Raw genomic sequence first — 21,087 nt, 5'->3', positions numbered from 1 at the left:
TTAAAGTTTTGCGATAATAATTCTGTTTTTCCCATTGATATCTTGGATGAGTTTTACTTCACTTTGTGGAAAACTGTCCAGCAAAAGCTTTTTGACAGCCTCACCTTGTGTATAACCAATCTCTAAAGCAATTAGACTGTCTTCTTTCAACACTGATTTAGCCTGTTTAATTATCTTTTTGTAAGCTGCCAGTCCGTCATCTTCAGCAAAAAGTGCAAGATCTGGATCATATAACTTAACTGTATCCGAAAGCTCTTCTCTTTCACTTTCCGCAATATATGGTGGGTTAGACACAATGATATCCACAGTTTTCTGTTGATAATTTAGTGGTTCTAAAAAATCACCTTGATGGAAAGTAACATTTGCTTGCAAACTGGCCGCGTTAGCCTTTGCAACTTGAAGTGCTTCTGGGGAGATGTCCGTTGCTAACACCTCGACATTCGGAAGTTCCAAAGCCAAAGTAATTGCTATCACGCCACTCCCTGTTCCAACATCAACTAGCCGCAGATTTTGATTCGGAACTTTATCCACAGCTTGTATCACATGTTGAACAAGCTCTTCCGTTTCCGGTCGAGGAATCAGCACATGTTCATTTACCGAAAACCTTCTTCCATAAAATTCTTCATAACCTGTAAGATGCTGGAGAGGGATTCCGGTAGTTGCATGCTTTTCAATATCAGCTTTAAATGCTTCATAAACTTCGACAGGAATATGTTCCTGCATGTTCATGAAAAATTGTGACCTTGTGACACCAAGATGATGTTGGAGGAGCAGTTCAGCAACCCGCGATTCGCGATTGTTTTCTTCTAAAAAAACAGAAGCCCATCGCAGGACTTCATATTGTTTTTTCATCATATTATTCACCAATTTGCTCTAGTTTTTCAGTTTGTTCTTCTAGAATCAGTGCGTCGATGAATTCATCCAGTTTTCCGTCTAGAATTTGATCAAGCTTTTGGATTGTAAGTCCAATGCGGTGATCGGTTACACGGTTTTGCGGGAAGTTGTACGTACGGATACGTTCTGAACGATCTCCCGTTCCAACAGCAGATTTACGGTTTTCATCGTATTCCGCCTGAGCTTCCTGCTGGAACTTATCGTAAACTCTCGCACGAAGAACTTTCATCGCTTTTTCTTTATTTTTAATTTGTGATTTTTCATCTTGAATGGAAACCACAATTCCCGTCGGTTCGTGGGTAAGACGAACAGCAGACATTGTCGTATTTACACTTTGCCCACCAGGTCCACTGGATGCGAATGTGTCAACACGGATATCTTTTTCGTGGATATCGATTTCAACTTCTTCCGCTTCAGGTAGCACGGCAACCGTCGCAGTTGATGTATGGATTCTGCCTCCAGATTCTGTTTCTGGAACACGCTGTACTCGGTGAGCACCGTTTTCGTATTTCAAGCGGGAATACACATCTTTACCGTTGATCATAAAAATGATTTCCTTATACCCGCCGACTCCGGTCGTGTTCGCTTCCATCACTTCCGTCTTCCAGCCTCTATCCTCCGCATAGCGGGAATACATCCGGTACAAGTCACCAGCAAACAGGGCCGCTTCGTCTCCACCAGCTGCACCACGAATCTCCATAATAACGTTCTTTCCATCGTTCGGGTCTTTTGGTAGCAGAAGAACTTTTATCTTTTCATCCAGTTCTTCAAGCTGTTCCTGAAGTTCACTGATTTCCATTTTAACCATTTCTTCCATTTCACTATCCAAGTCATCGTCAAGCATTTCCTTCGCATCGGAAAGCTGCGCGCTCAAATCCTTATGCTCCCGGTAAGCCTCAACGACATCCTGTAAATCAGACTGTTCTTTTCCGTACTCACGAAGTTTATTTGGGTCACTTGCCACAGCAGGATCACTGAGCATTTCATTTAATTTATTATAACGATCTTCCAACGATTGTAATCGTTCTAACATCACGAACACCTCTTTTTAGTTGCATTAAAAACATAAATCAACTTTACTTACGACCGAATGTCCACGTCCAGCTCCAGCACCCAACGATTATCGGACTTTCTGTACCTCCGTACGATAAGTCAACATCGGTTCGTTCCTCACCGTGTTTCCTTTATCTCCTGCAGCCCAGTCCAGTCTGTACGTCGCTAAACGGGTGCTTCCGCTTTTGTGCATTAACATTCTAATTATAGTATACCCGATGCTGATGGTCAAAATATACTTTTCATTTGTTCCTGTACTTTATTTAGATACTTATATAATTAAAAAATGATTCCAGCAAGCGCCAGAATCATTTTTCTCTTCGATTCATTATACTGATTTTATTAAAAAATGTTATTTAGAAGCGTTCAGCAATTTTTTTATGGACTGGCTTGCTGGACTATGGGGCACTTCATGATGATGTCTGCATCTCGGTTCGTATGATTCAGATGCTCCAACAAGTATGACAGGATCGTTATAGGATGCAGGCTTTCCATTTATCAACCGTTGCGTTCGGGTAGCTGGAGAACCACAAACAGGGCAGATCGCATTCAGCTTTGTCACAGACTCACTTAATGCCATTAAGCGAGGCATCGGTCCAAATGGTTCACCACGAAAATCGGTGTCGAGACCAGCTGCAATAACAAGGATGCCACGATTGGCTAATTCTTCGACTATATCAACAATGTTTTCCTCAAAAAATTGTATTTCATCAATACCGACAACCTCAGTTGAATCATCAATATTATCAAAGATTTCTTCCGCTCGTTTAATCGGTCTAGCCATAACCGAAGTACCATTATGAGATACAACGGATTCATCATCATAGCGATTATCGATTGCTGGTTTAAACACTCTTATCGACATTTTTGCATACGTTGCACGCCGAATACGGCGGATCAGTTCCTCTGATTTACCTGAAAACATACTTCCACAAATCACTTCGACCCAACCGCTTTGCTTCATCATGTACATCTTGTTATACCCCATTTCTACCGTTTCAGTTTCTATATGTACTTAGTGTATACCAATTTTCGTTCTATTTTAACCCTTAATCAGGCAAGATTATATCTATTTTTGCCGAAGCTTTAAAGATTATGTCATAAAGCTTCAACCTCATATCAATCAATACAAACAAAAAGACAGGCAATTTGGCTTTCGTCATTTTGCCTGTCTGTTTTGTTTATGGAAGCAATGACTAAACATCGCCTCCGCATTTTAATTAAACTAGCCTTAGCTTCAAAAGCTTCAGCCTATTAGTTCATATTATATTTCTTCTTGAATCGGTCAACTCGGCCACCTACGCGGTCAGCTTTTTGCTTACCAGTGTAGAATGGGTGAGAGTCAGAACTGATTTCAACTTTGATTAGTGGGTAAGTGTTGCCATCTTCCCATTCAATCGTTTCGTTTGAGCTTTTAGTAGAGCCGCTCAAGAATTTGAAATCTGAACTTGTATCAAGAAAAACTACTTTACGGTATTCTGGATGAATATCCTTTTTCATTTCCTTCCACTCCTTTTTGCCCTGAATCCTTTAGTGAAAACAGAGTTATTGTAAGAGCCGTCTAAGTAAAATACCTTATCAAAACTCACATAAAAGAATTATACCAGCAACATGTTCCATTTGCAATGGTTTTTTATAGTAAAATCTTGGTTGTGTATTCTCTTTAAATCGCTGCTCTATATTGAGTTTACCCCATTTTTGTAAGCTTTCATACGTGTAATAAAAGAGTTTTTTTGGAATGTCATGAATTTCATTAAACTCTGGAAAAAACGTAGCTTATTCGATTGAATGAAGTGCATTTCATCTGCTTCGGGAGATTAAAGCCCCTTTATTCAACCGAGTGAAGCTCATAACACCTCCTCCGGGAAAACAATCATCTAATTCCTCAAAGAAATAAAAAAGACACGAAGAAAAAGTACAATTTCTCACATGCCTTTACACTTTATTATATTTTCTTACCTTTTGATTCCTTTTCGTTTCATCTCTTCATCGATTTCTGCAAAGAAGTCTTCGTTTGTAGCCGTGTTTTTGAGTTTTTTCAGGAAGCGTTCTGTGAAATCGTTGGAATCTTGCATCCTTCTGCGGATCGTCCAGATTTTATCCAGATGATTTTTATCCACTAACAACTCTTCTTTACGTGTTCCTGAACGTAAAATGTCAATCGCTGGGAAGATACGGCGGTTGGCTAGATTACGGTCGAGGTGGAGCTCCATATTACCGGTTCCTTTAAATTCCTCATAAATCACATCATCCATACGGGAGCCTGTTTCAACAAGAGCAGTTGCTAGGATTGTGAAGCTTCCGCCTTCTTCAATGTTACGTGCTGCTCCGAAGAATCGCTTTGGACGGTGGAATGCTGCGGGGTCGATCCCTCCGGATAGTGTACGTCCGCTTGGCGGGATGACAAGGTTGTATGCTCGGGCAAGTCTTGTGATACTATCCATCAGTACAATTACATCACGCTTATGTTCCACTAAACGCATCGCACGTTCCAATACAAGTTCTGATACGCGGATATGACTTTCCGGCACTTCGTCGAATGTGGAGCTGACGACATCAACATCCGGTGCTACAGAACGTTCAATATCCGTAACTTCTTCTGGGCGTTCATCCACTAATAGGATGATTAGTTTTGCTTCTGGATGGTTCTTTGAAATGCTATTTGCGATTTCTTTAATGAGCATCGTTTTTCCGGCTTTTGGTGGCGCAACGATCAAGCCACGTTGTCCAAATCCAACCGGTGTCATCAAATCTATAATTCTTGTTGATAATTGATTGGATTCTGTTTCCAGTTTCATAAAACGGTCTGGATAAAGTGCCGTCAATGCAGGGAAGTGTACTCTTTCTTTTGAAGAGTCCGGATCCTCGCTGTTCACTGCATCCACATGAAGAAGGCCGTAATAACGTTCGTTTTCTTTAGGTGGGCGCACCTTTCCTGAAACCTTGTCACCGTTCCGGAGGTCAAACCTGCGAATTTGTGATGCGGAGATATAAATATCTTCTGCACTCGGTGAGTAGTTAATTGGACGCAAAAATCCAAAACCTTCAGACGGTATAATTTCTAAAATCCCATCCATAAATAAGAAACCATCTTTTTCTGCTTGTCCTTTTAAAATAGCAAAAATAAGTTCTTTTTTCGTTAATTTTGCGTAATAGGAAATTTTATATTCCTTTGCAAGAGCGTATAGCTCCTTTAGTGTCAATGTTTCTAATGTTGAAATAGTTAATTCTGCCATAAATTAATCACGCCTATTCTTTTGTCTTTAATAAACAATTTTATATCCACTTCTAAGAATGATTGGTATTTCCAGAATAAAAGAAGAGAGTATTGGAAGTAGAATTGGAAGTGTAATCTGGTAAGTCATATTTTACTAGTACATCACATCAGCTCCAGCGCTGGGCGCTTTCTGCCATTGTGTCTAGAATAACCAAGTTTGGTATATTGTAAACATCTATTATATTACACGTTTACATTCGTTTATTCAACATCATCTCGTCTAATTAGAAGAAGTTTTCTTTTTAGAGGAAATGATGAGGATAGGAAGCCCATCATATGGCTTCCTATCCTCCTAGCACTCTATTTATCAATAACTAAATTCGGTTTCTTGATTAAACTATGTTCTCCTTGAACGAACCGTACCGTGCCGCTTTTGGCCCGCATGACCACACTTTCTGTCGTTGCTTTGGAACCTTTGAATTGGACACCTTTCAACAGTTCGCCATCCGTTACTCCTGTGGCGGCAAAAATCGCATCGTCACCTTTACAGAAATCATCCATATGGAACACTTTATTAATATCATCAATTCCCATCTCTTTACAACGGGCGAGTTCATCAGCATCCTTCGGCAACAGTTTTCCTTGAATTTCACCACCGAGACATTTTAATGCGGCTGCAGCAATGACACCTTCCGGGGCACCGCCACTACCTAATAAAATATCCACACCTGTCCAGTCAAAAGCTGTGTTGATGGCAGCTGCTACATCGCCGTCTGGAATCAACTTAATCCGTGCACCTGATGAACGGATTTCTTCTATCAACTGAGCATGACGCGGGCGGTCAAGTACCGTCACAAGAAGATCTTCAACCTTTTTATTCTTTGCTTCGGCAACAGCTTGTAAGTTATCGATGACCGGCGCATTAATATCAATAGCCCCTACAGCTGCTGGACCGACTGCAATCTTTTCCATATACATATCTGGTGCATGAAGCAGATTCCCTTTATCGGCAATCGCAACAACAGATAGTGCGTTCCAAGAGCCGTGTGCCACGATCGATGTGCCTTCTAGAGGATCGACCGCTACATCCACACCCGGTCCGTCTCCGGTTCCGAGTTCCTCTCCAATGTAAAGCATCGGTGCTTCGTCCATCTCACCTTCCCCAATGACGACAACGCCCTCCATGGGGATGGTGTCGAATACGTTACGCATCGCTGTTGTTGCAGCATCATCCGCCTCATTTTTAAGACCTCTTCCCATCCAACGGGCAGATGATAAGGCTGCTGCTTCTGTCACTCGAACTAACTCCATAGATAAACTTCTTTCCATTTGTCGTCCTCTCCTCTATACATAAATGATCCTCATCCCAAAAGGAAAATCGATAAAGAAAGAGAACATGGACTATGAATTCTGCAACTGAATGATTTCTTCGTCGGTCATCTCTTCCCGCCAAATTCGCGCACCAAGTTCTGACAGCTTTTCAGTAATTTGTTCATAGCCTCTATCTATATGGTCTACACCGGTGATTTCCGTAACTCCATTTGCCATTAACCCAGCTACAATTAGCGCTGCTCCAGCTCTCAAGTCAGATGCTTTCACTTTTGCGCCTTCCAGCTGGGATGGACCAGAGACAATGACGGATCCACCTTCGACTTTAATTATAGCATTCATACGTCTAAGTTCGTCAATATGTTTTAAACGAGCTGAATAAATGGTATCGGTGACGACTCCAGTTTGTTCGGCTTTTGTAAGTAAAGATGTAAACGGTTGCTGAAGATCAGTGGGAAATCCAGGATAAACCAATGTTTTGATATCAACACTCTTAAATGTTTTGCCTGGGCGTATAAGCAACTGTTCGTCACCGTCTTCAACAGTGACACCCATTTCCCGAAGTTTTGCTATAAGCGATTCAATATGTTGAGGGATGACATTGTCGATAATGACTTCTTCCCCTTGTGCTGCGGCTGCTATTGCGTATGTACCTGCTTCAATTCGGTCAGGGATAATCGTATGTGTACATCCTTCTAAGCTTGGGACACCTTCAATACGAATGACATCTGTACCAACACCTTTGATCTTTGCCCCCATATTACTGAGCAAAGTCGCAACATCAATGATTTCAGGTTCTTTGGCTGCATTTTCAATGACGGTTTTCCCTTTTGCCCTTACTGCTGCGAGCATGATGTTAATCGTCGCTCCAACACTGACCACATCCAAGTAAATTCTTGCGCCACGCAATTCTTCCGCACGAAGGTAAATCGCACCTTGTTCGTTCGTAACGGTTGCACCAAGCGCTTCGAACCCCTTGATATGCTGGTCAATAGGCCGAGGGCCTAAGAAACAGCCTCCAGGTAAACCAATCACAGCTTTACCAAATTTTCCGAGCATGGCCCCCATGAAATAATACGAGGCACGGAGCTTTTTCACTTTCCCATTTGGAAGTGGCATCGCAACCATGTTCGCTGGATCAATGGTAATATTATTGTCTTGTCTCGAAACAGTACCGCCAATTTCTTCCAACAGGTCACTTAATGTTTCCACATCAGAAATATTGGGCAATCCCTCAATCGTAACGGCAGAATCAGCTAAAATGGCGGCTGGGAGTAGTGCGACTGCACTATTCTTTGCACCACTGATTCGTACTTTTCCGTTTAATGGATGGCCACCTTCAATAAGTATTTTTTGCATATCTCAAATCGCTCCTACTGAGGATTTATTTAAATCCGCCCATCCCCTTTCCATTCCAGTGACGGAAAGGGGATAGCTTGTCCAATGAGCAGATTTCTATACTTCTTAGTTTTACACGTCAACCAATTTTTATGCTATTGTTTCGCATTTTCCCAGTCTTGCAGGAAGCGTTCGATACCTTGATCCGTTAATGGATGTTTCACTAACTGAGCCAATACATTGTAAGGAATCGTTGCAATATCCGCACCGTGAAGCGCTGCATCCGTTACATGTAGCGGATGGCGGATAGATGCTGCAATGATTTCCGTAGCAATTCCATGTGTATCGAATATCTCTGCAATTGTTGAAATCAATTCCATCCCGTTATGACCAATGTCATCGAGACGGCCTAAGAATGGAGAAACATAAGTTGCGCCCGCACGAGCTGCAAGAAGTGCTTGGTTTGCATTGAAAATAAGCGTCACATTCGTTTTGATATTTAAATCGCTGAATGCTTTAACTGCCTTCAAACCTTCCAAAGTCATCGGAACTTTTACTGTAATGTTTGGAGCAATCGCCGCTAATTCTTTTCCTTCTTCAATCATACCTTCAGCATCTTCTGCAATAACTTCCGCACTTACGGAACCAGAAACTTCTTCCGTAATTTCACGCAGACGGTCGTGGAAAGAAACGCCTTCTTTCGCCACTAATGATGGGTTTGTCGTAACCCCATCTAAGATACCTAATGCGTTTGCTGAACGGATGTCGTCTATGTTCGCTGTATCAATAAAAAATTTCATCGTTGTCCCTCCATTTTGTGATTATTTCTTTATTTATGCTTGTTGAGATGAACCAAATTCACGCATTTTTCCTTTTACTGTTTCTTTGATTGCTTCCGTACCAGGTCCTAAATATTTACGTGGATCGTACAGATCCGGTTTTTGAGCCAATACTTCACGAACAGCTTTTGTTTGTGCCATTTGGTTTTCTGTATTTACGTTGATTTTTGCTGTACCTAGAGAAATTGCTTTTTGAATATCTTTCAATGGAATACCTGTACCACCGTGAAGTACAAGTGGGACTTGAACAAGATTTAAAATTTCTTCCATCTCTTTAAAGCCTAAGTTCGGTTCTCCTTGATATGGACCATGAACAGAACCCAATGCAGGTGCAAGGCAGTCGACATTCGTTTCTTGAACGAGCTGTTTACATTCATCTGGATCGGCATACATAATACCACCGACTATACCGTCCTCTTCTCCACCAACTGTTCCTACTTCTGCTTCTACAGATACACCGTGGATATGAGCTAGTTCCACCACTTTCTTCGTAGTAGCAATATTTTCTTCAATTGGCGAGTGAGATGCATCAATCATAACGGAAGTGAAACCAGCATGAATTGCTTCTGCACATGCCTTGAAGCTGGTACCATGATCCAAGTGGATAGCTACTGGTACCGTTGTACCGTAAGAATCCATAAGAGCTTTCACCATCGCAACAACTACTTTGAAACCACCCATATATTTTGCTGCACCTTCTGAAACACCTAAGATTACTGGAGATTTTTCTTCTTCAGCTGCTTGCAAAATCGCTTGGCAGTACTCAAGGTTGTTAATATTGAACTGACCAACGGCATATCCTTTATCCTTGGCTGTTTCCAGCATTTCCTTCATTGAAACTAATGGCATGGTAATTCCTCCTCTAAAGTATGTAACAACCGTCCGATTGAATATTATTTGAAGCTACGAGCCATCCAAAGATATCACGGAGCTGAAATTCCAATAGACGTTACTATAAGAATACCAACTCAAACTCTTTGGTGCAACAGATTAAAGTAGTTGCATATTGGACTTTTATTATTCCCTCGAGGAAGGTGTAAGCTTTGTTTGAGGGATATAGTAGATATTCATGGGATGAAGCTCCGACAGTTGTACAACTTTCAACGTTTCTTCAGGTTAAAGAGAATCAATAGACTGTTCTACAAGAATAGGAATTTGCTGAATATCAAAAGGTTTCGCTAAAACGGTTTTCACAATTGGAAAACTTTCCAGCTCATTTTCGATTTTTTCTACTAGACCACTCATTACTATTGCAGGTATGCGGAGGTTTAATTCCTCTATCTTTTTTAATACTTCCACACCGTCTACAATCGGCAATTTATAATCCAGCAGGATGGTAGCAAAATGTTTCTCGACAAGCTTTTCGATAGCCTCCTTACCATTACTGGCAGTAGTCACATTATAGCCCTCATTCATTAAAATATCCGTCAATAATAGGCGGATTCCCGGTTGATCATCAACTACCAATACATCCTTTAACATAATTTGTCCCCCTCTTATCATTCTCCCCATTCTCTAAGTTCGATACATGTCATGAAATTCCTTCATTTTATTCAGTTTACATTTTAATTGTAGATATTTTGGTCTATAAATGGAGTAAAAATAAAGAGTTAATGTCCTAGGACATTAACTCTTTTTTCCATTTGCAATAGCACCAATGAACCCTTTAAATAAACTTTGGGCACGAGTTGGTCGAGAAGTAAATTCTGGGTGGAATTGACAAGCTACAAACCAAGGATGATCTTTCAGCTCAATAATTTCCACTAATCTTCCATCCGGGCTAAGACCTGAGATGACAAAGCCTTTCTCTTCCAACTGTTCACGGTATTCATTATTAAATTCATAGCGGTGGCGATGACGTTCTTCTATCATATCTTTTCCTTCATATGCTTCTCTTGCTTTAGTGCCTTCCACTAATTTACATGGATAAGCTCCAAGACGCAGTGTTCCACCTAAATCCACTACATCCTCTTGATCAGGAAGCAGAGAAATTACAGGATGTTTCGTGTTTGGATCGATTTCTGCAGAATGGGCATTTTCCAATCCAACAACATTACGGGCAAATTCCACTGTTGCAAGCTGCATTCCTAAACAAATGCCAAAGAACGGAATGTTGTTTTCTCTAGCATAGCGGATAGCCTCAATTTTACCATCAATGCCACGTGTACCGAATCCACCAGGAACGATAATGCCGTCGACGTGAGATAGTTCTTCCTCAATCGCTTCTTTCGTCAGTGTTTCCGAATTGATCCAATGCACATTAATATCTGCATCAAATTCATAACCAGCGTGCTTTAATGATTCAACGACAGATAAGTATGCATCTGGCAATTCCACGTATTTTCCAACGAGACCAATTTCAATCGTTTTGGATAGATTGCGCACTTTTTCAACGAGCTGCACCCATTCATCCATATCCGCTTCTTCGCAGTCCAAACCAAAACGGTCACAAACTAGCTGATCTAAATGTTGTTCTTGAAGGGAGATTGGAATTTGATATAAAGTGTCGGCATCCGGCATTTCAATTACGGCTTCTTCTGCAATATCACAGAATAAAGCAATTTTCTCTTTCTGTTCTTTAGATACATCTACTTCTGTACGAAGCACAATGACATCTGGCTGAATTCCAAGCGAACGCAATTCTTTCACACTGTGCTGTGTCGGTTTTGTCTTCAACTCGCCAGCAGCTGCAATGTATGGTACCAATGTACAGTGGACATACATGACACTGTTTCTGCCTACTTCATTTTTAATTTGACGAATGGCTTCAAGGAAAGGAAGAGACTCAATATCTCCGACCGTACCGCCAATTTCGGTAATGACGACATCCGCATCTGTTGCACTGCCTGCACGGAAGACTTGGTCTTTGATTTCATTCGTTATATGCGGAATGACTTGGACCGTACCACCGTTGTAATCGCCGCGGCGTTCTTTCTTAATGACAGTCGAATACACTTTTCCAGTTGTAATATTGCTGTATTTGTTCAGGTTGATATCGATAAAACGCTCATAGTGACCAAGGTCCAAATCTGTCTCAGCACCATCATTCGTGACGAATACCTCTCCATGCTGATACGGACTCATTGTTCCAGGATCCACGTTAATATAAGGATCAAATTTTTGAATGGTAACCTTTAGCCCACGGTTCTTAAGTAAACGACCAAGTGAGGCAGCTGTAATTCCTTTTCCTAATGAAGAAACAACTCCACCTGTAACGAATATATATTTAGTCACTGCTTTCCCTCTTTCTTTCCAAAGATTCTATTCATATGTTGCCCGAAGACAAACATTTATAACTTGATTTGGTGACTCTGTATAAAAAATTCAAAAGCGGAGCTGGACATGAATATTCATGTGTCTCCAGCTGACGCTTTAAATAATTTTTATTATAAAAAATAAAAGCGCCTTCCCATTTTTTTCTGGGAAAACGCCTGTTCTTCTCAATTAAGGAGCCCAAATAAAATTGTACTTATCCTGATAGAAAAAGTCAAGTAGCCTTCTTAGATTTTTTCCTCATCATCTTCGTCTTCAACATCCAAGTCTACTTCAAGGACTTCCTCTTCATCATCTTCCAAATCCTCATCAAAGACATCCTCATCGTAGACATCGAGTTCTTCTAATTCTTCTTCCTCTTCGCCTAATTCAACGAGGTCTAGATCTTCATCGAATTCCAGGTCATCGTCATCCAAGTCATCGTCGCCTTTTTTCTTCTTACGCTTCTTCGGTACAGAAGTGACTTGCTCATCTGCCTGCTCCACCGGATACCACTCTTTCAAGCCCCAAATATTGGAACCGATGGTCATAAAACTGCCATCCACGTTCAGCTCCGTGTAAAACTGAGCAACACGCTCGTCCTTCTCTTCTTGGGTGTATTCTTTGATTTCAGCTATTTGGTCATAAATTTCATTGAAGTTTAATGCTTTTTTTGCATCTTTTAAAATGATGCTCGCCAATTCAAGCATGGACTTTTTCTTTAATTCTTCTTGGCTATATTTACCTAACACTGCACGCACTCCCTTTACTATATATTCATAATAAAATTTGTAATTGATTTAAGTACTTTACCATAAATGATTCATTTAGCAAAACTTTTATATTACTAAGATAAACATACCTTTCATTATATACAAGTATATAGTGTTTATGCTAGGGGTTTAAGAGAAATTATACAAAGTTTCTTAGAGGAAATCCGCTGAGAGATTTTTTAGAATATGAATGTGAATCTAAGATTAGTTTCGTAACGGATAAAAAAGCTGAACTTGAGCTGAGGATCTTGAATGTTCATTTAGACGATGCGCTCTCTTATCTGAAAGATGGAGTTTTTGATGCATTCCTGACAAGAGCGATATCTCTTGTCAGGAAGACAAAGATTTTTGTTGCATTCGTGACATGAGGATGCTTCTCTTGTCAGGAAGATAAAGTTTTTGAATGCGTTCATGACATGAGGACGCCTCTCTTGTCACGAAGATAAAGTTTTTGAATGCGTACATGACATGAGGAAGCCTATATTGTCACGAAGATAAAGTTTTTGAATGCGGTTCATGACATGAGAACGCTTCTCTTGTCAAGAAGATAAAATTTTTGAATGTGTTCATGACATGAGGACGCCTCTCTTGTCACGAAGATAAAGTTTTTGAATGCGTTCATGACATGAGAACACCTATATTGTCACGAAGACCACGCTTTTTGATGCATTCATGACATGAGAACACCTATATTGTCATGAAGACCACGCTTTTTGATGCATTCATGACATGAGAACACCTATATTGTCATGAAGACCAAGCGTTTTGATGCATTCATGACATGAGAACACCTATATTGTCATGAAGACCAAGCGTTTTGATGCGTTCATGACTTGAGGACACCTATATTGTCATGAAGACCAAGCGTTTTGATGCGTTCATGACATGAGGATGCTTCTCTTGTCAGGATTGAGTACTTCTCTGGTTGCTTCACGACAAGAAGAGTGTTGGCTCTAAGTTCTATAGTGCCCAACAAATGAAAAAGAAGGTATCCACTACATAAGCGGATACCTTCCATTTCTGTTTACATATTTCTTCTATACTGTCCGCCAACTTCGTAGAGGGCGCTTGTGATTTGGCCGAGGCTGGCAACTTTTACTGTTTCTAGCAGTTCTTCGAAAATATTGCCTCCGGATACGGCGACTTCTTTTAAGCGGGTTAATGCTGCTTCTGTTTCGTTTTCGTGTTTCTTTTGGAATTTGCGCAGTTCTGTGATTTGATGTTGTTTTTCTTCTTGGGATGCGCGGGCAAGTTCCATGGAATCAATCTCTTCATCAGATGGCGGGTTGGGATTGAGATACGTATTCACGCCAACGATTGGAAGTTCACCGGAATGTTTTTTCCCTTCATAGTAGAGGGACTCTTCCTGGATTTTGCCGCGTTGGTATTGACGCTCCATCGCTCCAAGCACTCCACCCCGATCATTCATCCTTTCAAATTCTTTCAGAACGGCTTCCTCCACAAGGTCCGTTAATTCTTCAACGATAAAGGAGCCTTGGATGGAGTTCTCGTTCTTTGTCAGTCCAAATTCTTTATTAATAATCATTTGAATTGCCATCGCACGGCGGACAGATTCCTCTGTCGGTGTTGTGATTGCTTCGTCATATGCATTTGTATGAAGCGAGTTTGTATTATCTTGAATAGCTAGAAGTGCCTGTAACGTTGTCCGAATATCATTAAAATCAATTTCCTGAGCGTGCAAGGAACGGCCCGAAGTCTGGACATGATATTTCAGCTTTTGCGCTCGTTCGTTTGCTCCATACTTTTCCTTCATGACAACTGCCCAAATGCGGCGCGCGACACGGCCGATTACGGTATACTCCGGATCCAGTCCATTGGAGAAGAAGAAAGATAGATTTTGTGCAAACTTATTTACATCCATTCCCCGACTTAAATAGTACTCGACATAGGTAAAGCCGTTCGCCAATGTAAATGCAAGCTGGGTAATCGGGTTCGCTCCCGCTTCGGCGATATGGTAGCCGGAAATCGAGACAGAATAATAATTACGTACATTATTTTCTATAAAATATTCCTGGATATCTCCCATCATGCGCAGGGCGAATTCAGTTGAGAAGATACATGTATTTTGACCTTGATCTTCTTTTAAAATATCCGCTTGCACGGTACCGCGAATGACAGAAATCGTTTCAGCTTTGATTTTTTCATATTCTTCCTGTGTTGGCTGGCGGCCGTTTCCCTTGGTAAATTTATCCACCTGCTGGTCGATTGCCGTGTTGAAATACATGGCTAGAATAATCGGTGCTGGCCCGTTGATGGTCATAGAAACAGACGTCAGCGGATGTGTCAGATCAAAACCGGCGTATAGCTTTTTCATATCGTCCAACGTGCAAACGTTTACACCACTTTCACCAATTTTTCCAAAAATATCTGGACGCTCGGCTGGGTCTTCTCCATATAAAGTGACCGAGTCGAAGGCGGTGGAGAGTCGTTTTGCTTCGGAATCCTTGGATAAATAATGGAAACGGCGATTCGTCCGGTCCGGCGTTCCTTCTCCGGCAAACTGTCGGGTCGGGTCTTCGCCTTCACGTTTAAACGGGAATACTCCAGCTGTAAACGGAAAAGCACCTGGAACGTTTTCCTTCATCAGCCAGCGGAGACGCTCGCCCCAATCTTGGAATTTCGGAAATGCCACCTTCGGGATTTTCAAGCCGGATAAAGATTCTGTGGTTATTTCTGTAACGATTTCTTTATCACGGACTTTGAATGTAATGGTGTCTCCACTATATTTTTCCTTCGTTTCATCCCAAGATTCAAGAAGTTCCCGCGACTGATTATCGAGCTGCTTCTCATATTGTTTCATTGTCGTTTGGAGTAATTCTTTTACTTCTTCATCCTCGATGATGTCGATTGTACCTTGAAACTGATAAAGCTTTCTCGCAATATCACTTTGATCTTCAATCTTTTTATTATAATTGCGGATAATGCTGGCAATTTCACGTAAGTAATGACGGCGTTCGCTGGAGATGATTTGATTTTGTTTTTCTGAGAGGACATGCCTCTCAAAATCAACTTCCTCATTCCAATCATAACGCTCATTCAATGTATCGATAATCGAGGCGAAAAGTGCGTTTGTTCCTTTATCATTGAATTGGCTGGCAATGGTGCCAAATACCGGATATTTCGTTTTATCCTGCCCGAACAACATGCGGCTTCGCTCAAATTGTTTGCGGACTTGATTCAATGCATCCTCCGAACCACGTTGTTCGAATTTATTGATGACAATGAAATCCGCATAGTCAATCATGTCAATTTTCTCAAGTTGGGTAGGTGCACCGAATTCAGCTGTCATGACATACATGGATAGATCGGTCACATCAGTAATTGCGGCATTTCCTTGACCAATACCACTTGTTTCCACGATGATAAAGTCAAAGTCAGTAGCCCGGACGACATCTAGGACGTCATTGATTGCTTTTGACAGTTCATCCCGAGAATCCCTTGTTGCCAACGATCGCATGTAGACCCGCTCATTAAAAATCGCATTCATCCGGATTCGGTCGCCTAGAAGTGCACCACCAGTTTTTCTTTTCGTCGGATCAATCGAAATGACAGCAATCTTCTTATCTGGTACCTCATTTAAAAATCGGCGGATAAGTTCGTCAGTAAGAGAACTTTTCCCTGCCCCACCTGTACCCGTGATTCCTAATACCGGTAGATTTTCATTCGCTTTTTCCTGGAATTCCTGCAGAAGTTTTTCCTTTTCTTCTGAATCATCCGGTGTGTTTTCCATGTACGTAATAAATTTGGCCATGGCGTCCCGCTCACTATTGTATAATCGTGGTTTCTCTTTTTCGATATCAACCGGCGGCATGAAATCACTGAGTTCCATAATCTTATTAATCATTCCTTGAAGGCCGTACTTTCTTCCGTCCTCCGGAGAAAATATCCAATCGACACCATAATCATGGAGTTCTTTGATTTCCCGAGGGATAATCGTTCCTCCTCCGCCTCCGAATACTTTAATATGCTCCGAACCGAGTTCTTTCAGCAAATCAACAATATATTTGAAGTACTCCACATGACCACCTTGATAAGAAGAGATGGCAATGGCTTGCGCATCTTCTTGGATGGCAGCATAAACGATTTCCTCTACAGAGCGATTATGTCCAAGGTGAATCACTTCTGCCCCAGTTGACTGCAGGATACGGCGCATGATATTTATCGATGCGTCATGGCCGTCGAACAGACTGGATGCAGTGACAAAGCGGACGGGATTTTTCGGTTTATAAATCTCCACTTGTTGCATAGGTATTTCTCCTTCCCCTTTAGTTTTTCTTCATATGCAAGAGACCGTTCAGGTTAAGATTAATTTGGATATTCGCGTACTCTTCGATGGTGAAGCTTTTTTGTAAAATCCAACGGCGGAAAGCCCACATATGGCCCTGGACAAAAATATTGTTAGCCACAATGGCAGCCGCTGCTTCATCGAGGTTCGCGTAACTGGAAAGAATCAATTTCTCCAGCATGGCCACCATATCTTTTTCCTTTTTAAGTACGTATTTTCTCGTTTCTTTATTCAGTCCTTTTATTTCTTGATAAAGAACAAGGATCTCTTCTTGCATGTCATCCATTAATTGATAGTAAGAACGGATGACTGCTTCAACATTTTCCTTCGAGGGAGCGTCCAGTTTCATCGCTGATTCGAACCGCTCCTGCACCCCATCATAAATGTAGTCGCAAACTAAAAATAAAACGTCTTCCTTTTTGCGGATATATTCGTACAGCGTACCGATACTGAATCCAGATTCTTTCGCGATTTCCCTTGTCGTTGTCCGGTGGAAACCTTTCTCTTTAAAAAGCCGTATCGCACCCTGAATCATTTGATTGCGGCGTTTTTTAATCAGGTCCTCATCTTTTACGGAGGAGATAATTTGATTCTTATCCATCACCACTGTGGTCTCCCTCCTTCTTCCATCTTGTATACCAATCCTTCGCTAAACGATATGGGTCAGCATCCGCTTCAATTGGCTGGAAATGTTTCCTCGCCTCCACAAACTGTTCCACATCCCGCCAAATTTCATCTCGGATCAGTTCATACACTTCCAGTTCTTGCTGCATCGTCCGTTTACGTTTACCTTCTTCAGTACGATACAAGTAGTCATGATGTTCTTTAATCTTCATCCAAAGCTTATCGATGCCTTTATTTTCAGTTGTTATTGTCTTTACAATCGGTGTTTCTCTTTCTTCCGTTGCGGTGATCATCACCAGCTCTTTGAGTAGTGCTTTTAACTTCCCAAATCCATGGAGATCTGCTTTGTTGATGACAAAGAGATCCGCGATTTCCATGATGCCTGCTTTGAAAATTTGCAGCACATCTCCGCTGTTAGGAGTAAGCACGACTGCGGTTGTATCAACAATTTTCATAATATCAAGTTCAGATTGTCCGACACCGACCGTCTCGACTAGAATGACATCGAATCCGTAAGCATCGCATATTCGCACCGCATCCTTCGTAGCTCGGGCAAGGCCGCCCAGACTGCCACGGGTGGCCATACTCCGGATAAACACTCCTTCATCGAGAAAATGTTCATTCATCCGGACCCGGTCACCGAGGAGTGCACCACCGCTGAACGGACTCGTAGGATCGATTGCGATGACAGCGACGGTTTTTCCCTCATTCCGGATTTGGGTAATGAGCCGGTTTACGAGGGAGCTCTTACCTGCGCCGGGTGAGCCGGTAAGTCCGACATAGACAGCATGTTTTTGCTGGCTAAACACGTCGCTTAATAGCTCGAGCTTTTCTGGGTGGTCGTTTTCCACCATTGTGATAGCTCGGGCAAGGGCACGAATATCCTTTTGTTTGATCCGTTCAACTATTTCATGCATTTGGTTCTTCCTTTCAGTTGGTTTCATTCTGTGTGATTCTCCCCCGAGGTCCGCAGTCCAAATACCTCTCGCTTTCCGCGGGCGGCCCGTAAGCCTCCTCGCTGCGCTGCGGGGTCTCACTCTGGCCTATCCTCCCGCAGGAGTCTCGAGGTATTTGGACTGCTCCGAGGGAATCCCATTTTACAGTGATCTTTATTTGATTATTAATAGAATAGCTTTATATAACCTAGTATGAAACCGTGACCCACTCAATTACTTAGTCACTGTGCGTCCGATGACGAGGCGTTGGACTTCTTGGGTGCCTTCGTAGATTTGAGTGATTTTTGCGTCGCGCATGTAGCGTTCTACTGGGTAGTCTTTTGTGTAGCCGTAGCCGCCGAAGATTTGGACTGCTTCGACTGTGATGCGCATGGCAGCGTCACCTGCGAATAGTTTGGACATGGCGGATTCTTTGCCATATGGTTTGCCATTGCTCTCAAGCCATGCAGCTTGATACGTTAATAAGCGGGCTGCTTCTACTTCGGTTGCCATATCTGCTAGTTTAAAAGAGATTCCTTGGTTATGGGCAATTGGTTTTCCGAATTGTTCTCTTTCCTTTGCATAATTAATCGATGCATCTAATGCGCCTTGAGCAATTCCAACTGCTTGAGCTGCAATACCATTGCGGCCACCATCGAGGGTAGTCATCGCAATTTTAAAACCTTCCCCTTCTTCCCCAAGAAGGTTTTCTTTAGGGACTCGGCAGTTTTCAAAGATTAATTCTGTCGTCGGGGAGGAACGGATTCCCAGTTTCTTCTCTTTTTTACCAAAGGAGAATCCTTCTGTTCCTTTTTCCACGATGAATGCGCTGATTCCTTTATGACGTGCATCTGGATCAGTTTTTGCAAACACGATATAAATATCAGCGACACCGCCATTTGTAATCCATACTTTATTTCCGTTCAATACGTAAGCATCGCCATCTTTTTTAGCGGTTGTTTTCATTGCGGCAACGTCACTTCCAGCACCTGGCTCCGATAATGCATAAGCACCGAGCGCTTCACCTGTAGCTAATCGGTATAGGAAATTTTTCTTTTGTTCTTCATTCCCATACGCATAAATCGGCCAGCTGGCAAGGGACAAATGAGCCGATAGCGTTACGCCCGTCGAGGCACAGACTCGGGATAATTCTTCAACTGCGATACAGTAACTCACAAAGTCGGAACCAATTCCACCGTATTCTTCAGGCCACGGGATTCCAGTGAGTCCTAGTTCTGCCATTTTATCGAATATCTCCCGGTCAAAACGTTCTTCTTCGTCACGCTCAGCAGCCGTCGGTTCCACTTCCTTCACGGCGAAATCGCGAACCATTTTCCGTAACATTTCCTGTTCTTCTGTCAGTTGAAAATTCATTCTGTCTCCCCCTAATTCAGTAAGTTTTTTGCGATTACGATATGTTGAATTTCGTTTGTTCCTTCATAGATTTGCGTCACTTTTGCTTCACGGAAAAAGCGTTCTACCGGATAATCTTCGGTATAACCATATCCGCCATATATTTGAACCGCTTCAATAGCTGTCTTCATTGCCGTATTGGATGCATACATTTTCGCCATAGATGCTTCCTTACTGTGCGGCAGATTCCGTTCGGCAAGATCGACCGCGCGATAGATTAATAGTTTTGCTGCTTCAATTTGCGTCGCCAAGTCAGCTAATTTAAAGGAGATGCCTTGATTGTGGGCAATCGGCTTTCCGAATTGTTCCCTTTCCTTCGCATAATCCACAGCATGTTCAAAAGCTGCTTCCGCGACCCCTAACGCTTGGGCGGCAATTCCGATGCGGCCAAAATTCAAGTTAGCCATGGCAATTTTAAAACCTTCCCCTACTTCTCCAAGAAGCTGTCCTTTTGGCACTTTGCAGTTGTCAAAACTTAACGTTACTGTTCCTGTTCCGTGCAGTCCCATTTTCTTCTCCGCTTTACCGATAGAGAGTCCTAGCGTGTCTCTTTCGATAATAAAAGCGCTGATTCCTTTATTCCCCTCGCCCGTTCTCGCGAATGTGATAAATGTATTGGCTGCTATACCGTTTGTGATGAATAATTTAGACCCATTTAAAATATAGTCGTCGCCTTCCAGCCTAGCTTTCGTTTTAATATTCGCTGCGTCAGACCCGGCACCTGGCTCGGTAAGGGCAAATGCGCCGATATATTCACCAGAAGCAAGCTTCGGAATGTACTTTTTCTTCTGTTCTTCACTACCAAACTTTAGAATCGGATTCGTACCTACCGAAGTATGGACCGATAAAATGACACCTACACCAGCACTTGCCTTGGATATTTCATTAATAGCGATGATATACGATGTGTAGTCCATCCCTGTTCCGCCATACTCCTCAGGGATTGGAATCCCCATTAAACCGAGCTCACCCATTTTACGGATAATCTCTATAGGAAAACGATCTTCCTTTTCCATTTGCTCAACCGCTGGGACAATTTCATCTTTGGCAAAATCACGGACCATCTTCCGCATCATTTCCTGCTCTTCAGTGAACGTTAAATCCATCGTAGTAA

Annotated in this window: 17 protein-coding genes; all 17 read right to left on the bottom strand. The window is 42.0% G+C overall.

The features are described from left to right. The 17 genes from prmC to M3210_RS14300 all read right to left on the bottom strand — a co-directional run bounded on the left by prmC (position 1) and on the right by M3210_RS14300 (position 21,079). Positions 1 to 852, bottom strand: a complete 852-nt coding sequence (gene prmC, locus M3210_RS14380; RefSeq protein WP_349774367.1) for a peptide chain release factor N(5)-glutamine methyltransferase — start codon at positions 850 to 852, stop codon at positions 1 to 3. A 4-nt stretch (positions 853 to 856) separates the two neighbouring features. Continuing rightward, positions 857 to 1,927: a peptide chain release factor 1 gene (prfA, locus tag M3210_RS14375; RefSeq protein ID WP_251515765.1), complete on the bottom strand. Its 1,071-nt coding sequence runs from the start codon at positions 1,925 to 1,927 to the stop codon at positions 857 to 859. Between the two features lie 372 nt (positions 1,928 to 2,299). Further along, positions 2,300 to 2,920: a thymidine kinase gene (locus tag M3210_RS14370; RefSeq protein WP_251515764.1), complete on the bottom strand. Its 621-nt coding sequence runs from the start codon at positions 2,918 to 2,920 to the stop codon at positions 2,300 to 2,302. A 281-nt stretch (positions 2,921 to 3,201) separates the two neighbouring features. After that, complete coding sequence (locus tag M3210_RS14365; RefSeq protein ID WP_251515763.1) at positions 3,202 to 3,447, bottom strand: type B 50S ribosomal protein L31; 246 nt, start codon at positions 3,445 to 3,447, stop codon at positions 3,202 to 3,204. 455 nt (positions 3,448 to 3,902) lie between these two features. After that, positions 3,903 to 5,183: a transcription termination factor Rho gene (gene rho / locus M3210_RS14360; RefSeq protein ID WP_251515762.1), complete on the bottom strand. Its 1,281-nt coding sequence runs from the start codon at positions 5,181 to 5,183 to the stop codon at positions 3,903 to 3,905. Positions 5,184 to 5,524: 341 nt separating this feature from the next. Beyond that, positions 5,525 to 6,493 carry a class II fructose-bisphosphatase gene (gene glpX, locus M3210_RS14355; protein ID WP_251515761.1) on the bottom strand — a complete coding sequence of 323 codons (969 nt, stop codon included), beginning with the start codon at positions 6,491 to 6,493 and terminating at the stop codon, positions 5,525 to 5,527. Positions 6,494 to 6,565: 72 nt separating this feature from the next. After that, complete coding sequence (gene murA / locus M3210_RS14350) at positions 6,566 to 7,852, bottom strand: UDP-N-acetylglucosamine 1-carboxyvinyltransferase (RefSeq protein ID WP_251515760.1); 1,287 nt, start codon at positions 7,850 to 7,852, stop codon at positions 6,566 to 6,568. A 134-nt stretch (positions 7,853 to 7,986) separates the two neighbouring features. Further along, positions 7,987 to 8,631: a fructose-6-phosphate aldolase gene (gene fsa, locus M3210_RS14345; RefSeq protein ID WP_251515758.1), complete on the bottom strand. Its 645-nt coding sequence runs from the start codon at positions 8,629 to 8,631 to the stop codon at positions 7,987 to 7,989. Between the two features lie 33 nt (positions 8,632 to 8,664). Beyond that, entirely contained in the window at positions 8,665 to 9,519 is an 855-nt protein-coding gene (gene fba / locus M3210_RS14340) for a class II fructose-1,6-bisphosphate aldolase (RefSeq protein ID WP_251515756.1), read from the bottom strand. A 267-nt stretch (positions 9,520 to 9,786) separates the two neighbouring features. Next, the gene (locus tag M3210_RS14335; RefSeq protein ID WP_251515754.1) at positions 9,787 to 10,152 is read right to left on the bottom strand and encodes a response regulator; all 366 of its coding nucleotides are present in this window, start codon (positions 10,150 to 10,152) and stop codon (positions 9,787 to 9,789) included. Between the two features lie 144 nt (positions 10,153 to 10,296). Beyond that, positions 10,297 to 11,904: a CTP synthase gene (gene pyrG, locus M3210_RS14330; protein WP_251515752.1), complete on the bottom strand. Its 1,608-nt coding sequence runs from the start codon at positions 11,902 to 11,904 to the stop codon at positions 10,297 to 10,299. A 266-nt stretch (positions 11,905 to 12,170) separates the two neighbouring features. Beyond that, on the bottom strand, positions 12,171 to 12,674 hold the full coding sequence (rpoE, locus tag M3210_RS14325) for a DNA-directed RNA polymerase subunit delta (protein ID WP_251515750.1): 504 nt from the start codon (positions 12,672 to 12,674) through the stop codon (positions 12,171 to 12,173). 1,045 nt (positions 12,675 to 13,719) lie between these two features. Continuing rightward, positions 13,720 to 16,962: a fused isobutyryl-CoA mutase/GTPase IcmF gene (gene icmF, locus M3210_RS14320; RefSeq protein WP_251515748.1), complete on the bottom strand. Its 3,243-nt coding sequence runs from the start codon at positions 16,960 to 16,962 to the stop codon at positions 13,720 to 13,722. A 19-nt stretch (positions 16,963 to 16,981) separates the two neighbouring features. After that, positions 16,982 to 17,602, bottom strand: coding sequence for a TetR/AcrR family transcriptional regulator (locus M3210_RS14315; RefSeq protein ID WP_251515776.1), 621 nt, complete (start codon positions 17,600 to 17,602; stop codon positions 16,982 to 16,984). Then, complete coding sequence (gene meaB / locus M3210_RS14310) at positions 17,595 to 18,542, bottom strand: methylmalonyl Co-A mutase-associated GTPase MeaB (RefSeq protein WP_251515746.1); 948 nt, start codon at positions 18,540 to 18,542, stop codon at positions 17,595 to 17,597. Before meaB ends, M3210_RS14315 begins: the two co-directional genes overlap by 8 nt. Before the next feature lie 252 nt (positions 18,543 to 18,794). After that, the gene (locus M3210_RS14305; protein ID WP_251515739.1) at positions 18,795 to 19,934 is read right to left on the bottom strand and encodes an acyl-CoA dehydrogenase; all 1,140 of its coding nucleotides are present in this window, start codon (positions 19,932 to 19,934) and stop codon (positions 18,795 to 18,797) included. 11 nt (positions 19,935 to 19,945) lie between these two features. Continuing rightward, entirely contained in the window at positions 19,946 to 21,079 is a 1,134-nt protein-coding gene (locus M3210_RS14300) for an acyl-CoA dehydrogenase (RefSeq protein ID WP_251515737.1), read from the bottom strand. Positions 21,080 to 21,087: the final 8 nt, after the last annotated feature.

Origin of the sequence: Oceanobacillus luteolus (assembly GCF_023715655.1) — a bacterium.
Classification (GTDB): domain Bacteria; phylum Bacillota; class Bacilli; order Bacillales; family Amphibacillaceae; genus Oceanobacillus; species Oceanobacillus luteolus.
Note: the sequence above shows the minus strand (reverse complement) of the source record. Positions and strands in the feature narration are given on the sequence as shown.

Coding starts and splice junctions, on each gene's coding strand:
- prmC (WP_349774367.1), bottom strand. CDS start 852: ATGAAAAAACAATATGAAGTCCTGCGATGGGCTTCTGTTTTTTTAGAA.
- prfA (WP_251515765.1), bottom strand. CDS start 1,927: ATGTTAGAACGATTACAATCGTTGGAAGATCGTTATAATAAATTAAAT.
- M3210_RS14370 (WP_251515764.1), bottom strand. CDS start 2,920: ATGTACATGATGAAGCAAAGCGGTTGGGTCGAAGTGATTTGTGGAAGT.
- M3210_RS14365 (WP_251515763.1), bottom strand. CDS start 3,447: ATGAAAAAGGATATTCATCCAGAATACCGTAAAGTAGTTTTTCTTGAT.
- rho (WP_251515762.1), bottom strand. CDS start 5,183: ATGGCAGAATTAACTATTTCAACATTAGAAACATTGACACTAAAGGAG.
- glpX (WP_251515761.1), bottom strand. CDS start 6,493: ATGGAAAGAAGTTTATCTATGGAGTTAGTTCGAGTGACAGAAGCAGCA.
- murA (WP_251515760.1), bottom strand. CDS start 7,852: ATGCAAAAAATACTTATTGAAGGTGGCCATCCATTAAACGGAAAAGTA.
- fsa (WP_251515758.1), bottom strand. CDS start 8,631: ATGAAATTTTTTATTGATACAGCGAACATAGACGACATCCGTTCAGCA.
- fba (WP_251515756.1), bottom strand. CDS start 9,519: ATGCCATTAGTTTCAATGAAGGAAATGCTGGAAACAGCCAAGGATAAA.
- M3210_RS14335 (WP_251515754.1), bottom strand. CDS start 10,152: ATGTTAAAGGATGTATTGGTAGTTGATGATCAACCGGGAATCCGCCTA.
- icmF (WP_251515748.1), bottom strand. CDS start 16,962: ATGCAACAAGTGGAGATTTATAAACCGAAAAATCCCGTCCGCTTTGTC.
- M3210_RS14315 (WP_251515776.1), bottom strand. CDS start 17,602: ATGGATAAGAATCAAATTATCTCCTCCGTAAAAGATGAGGACCTGATT.
- meaB (WP_251515746.1), bottom strand. CDS start 18,542: ATGCATGAAATAGTTGAACGGATCAAACAAAAGGATATTCGTGCCCTT.
- M3210_RS14305 (WP_251515739.1), bottom strand. CDS start 19,934: ATGAATTTTCAACTGACAGAAGAACAGGAAATGTTACGGAAAATGGTT.
- M3210_RS14300 (WP_251515737.1), bottom strand. CDS start 21,079: ATGGATTTAACGTTCACTGAAGAGCAGGAAATGATGCGGAAGATGGTC.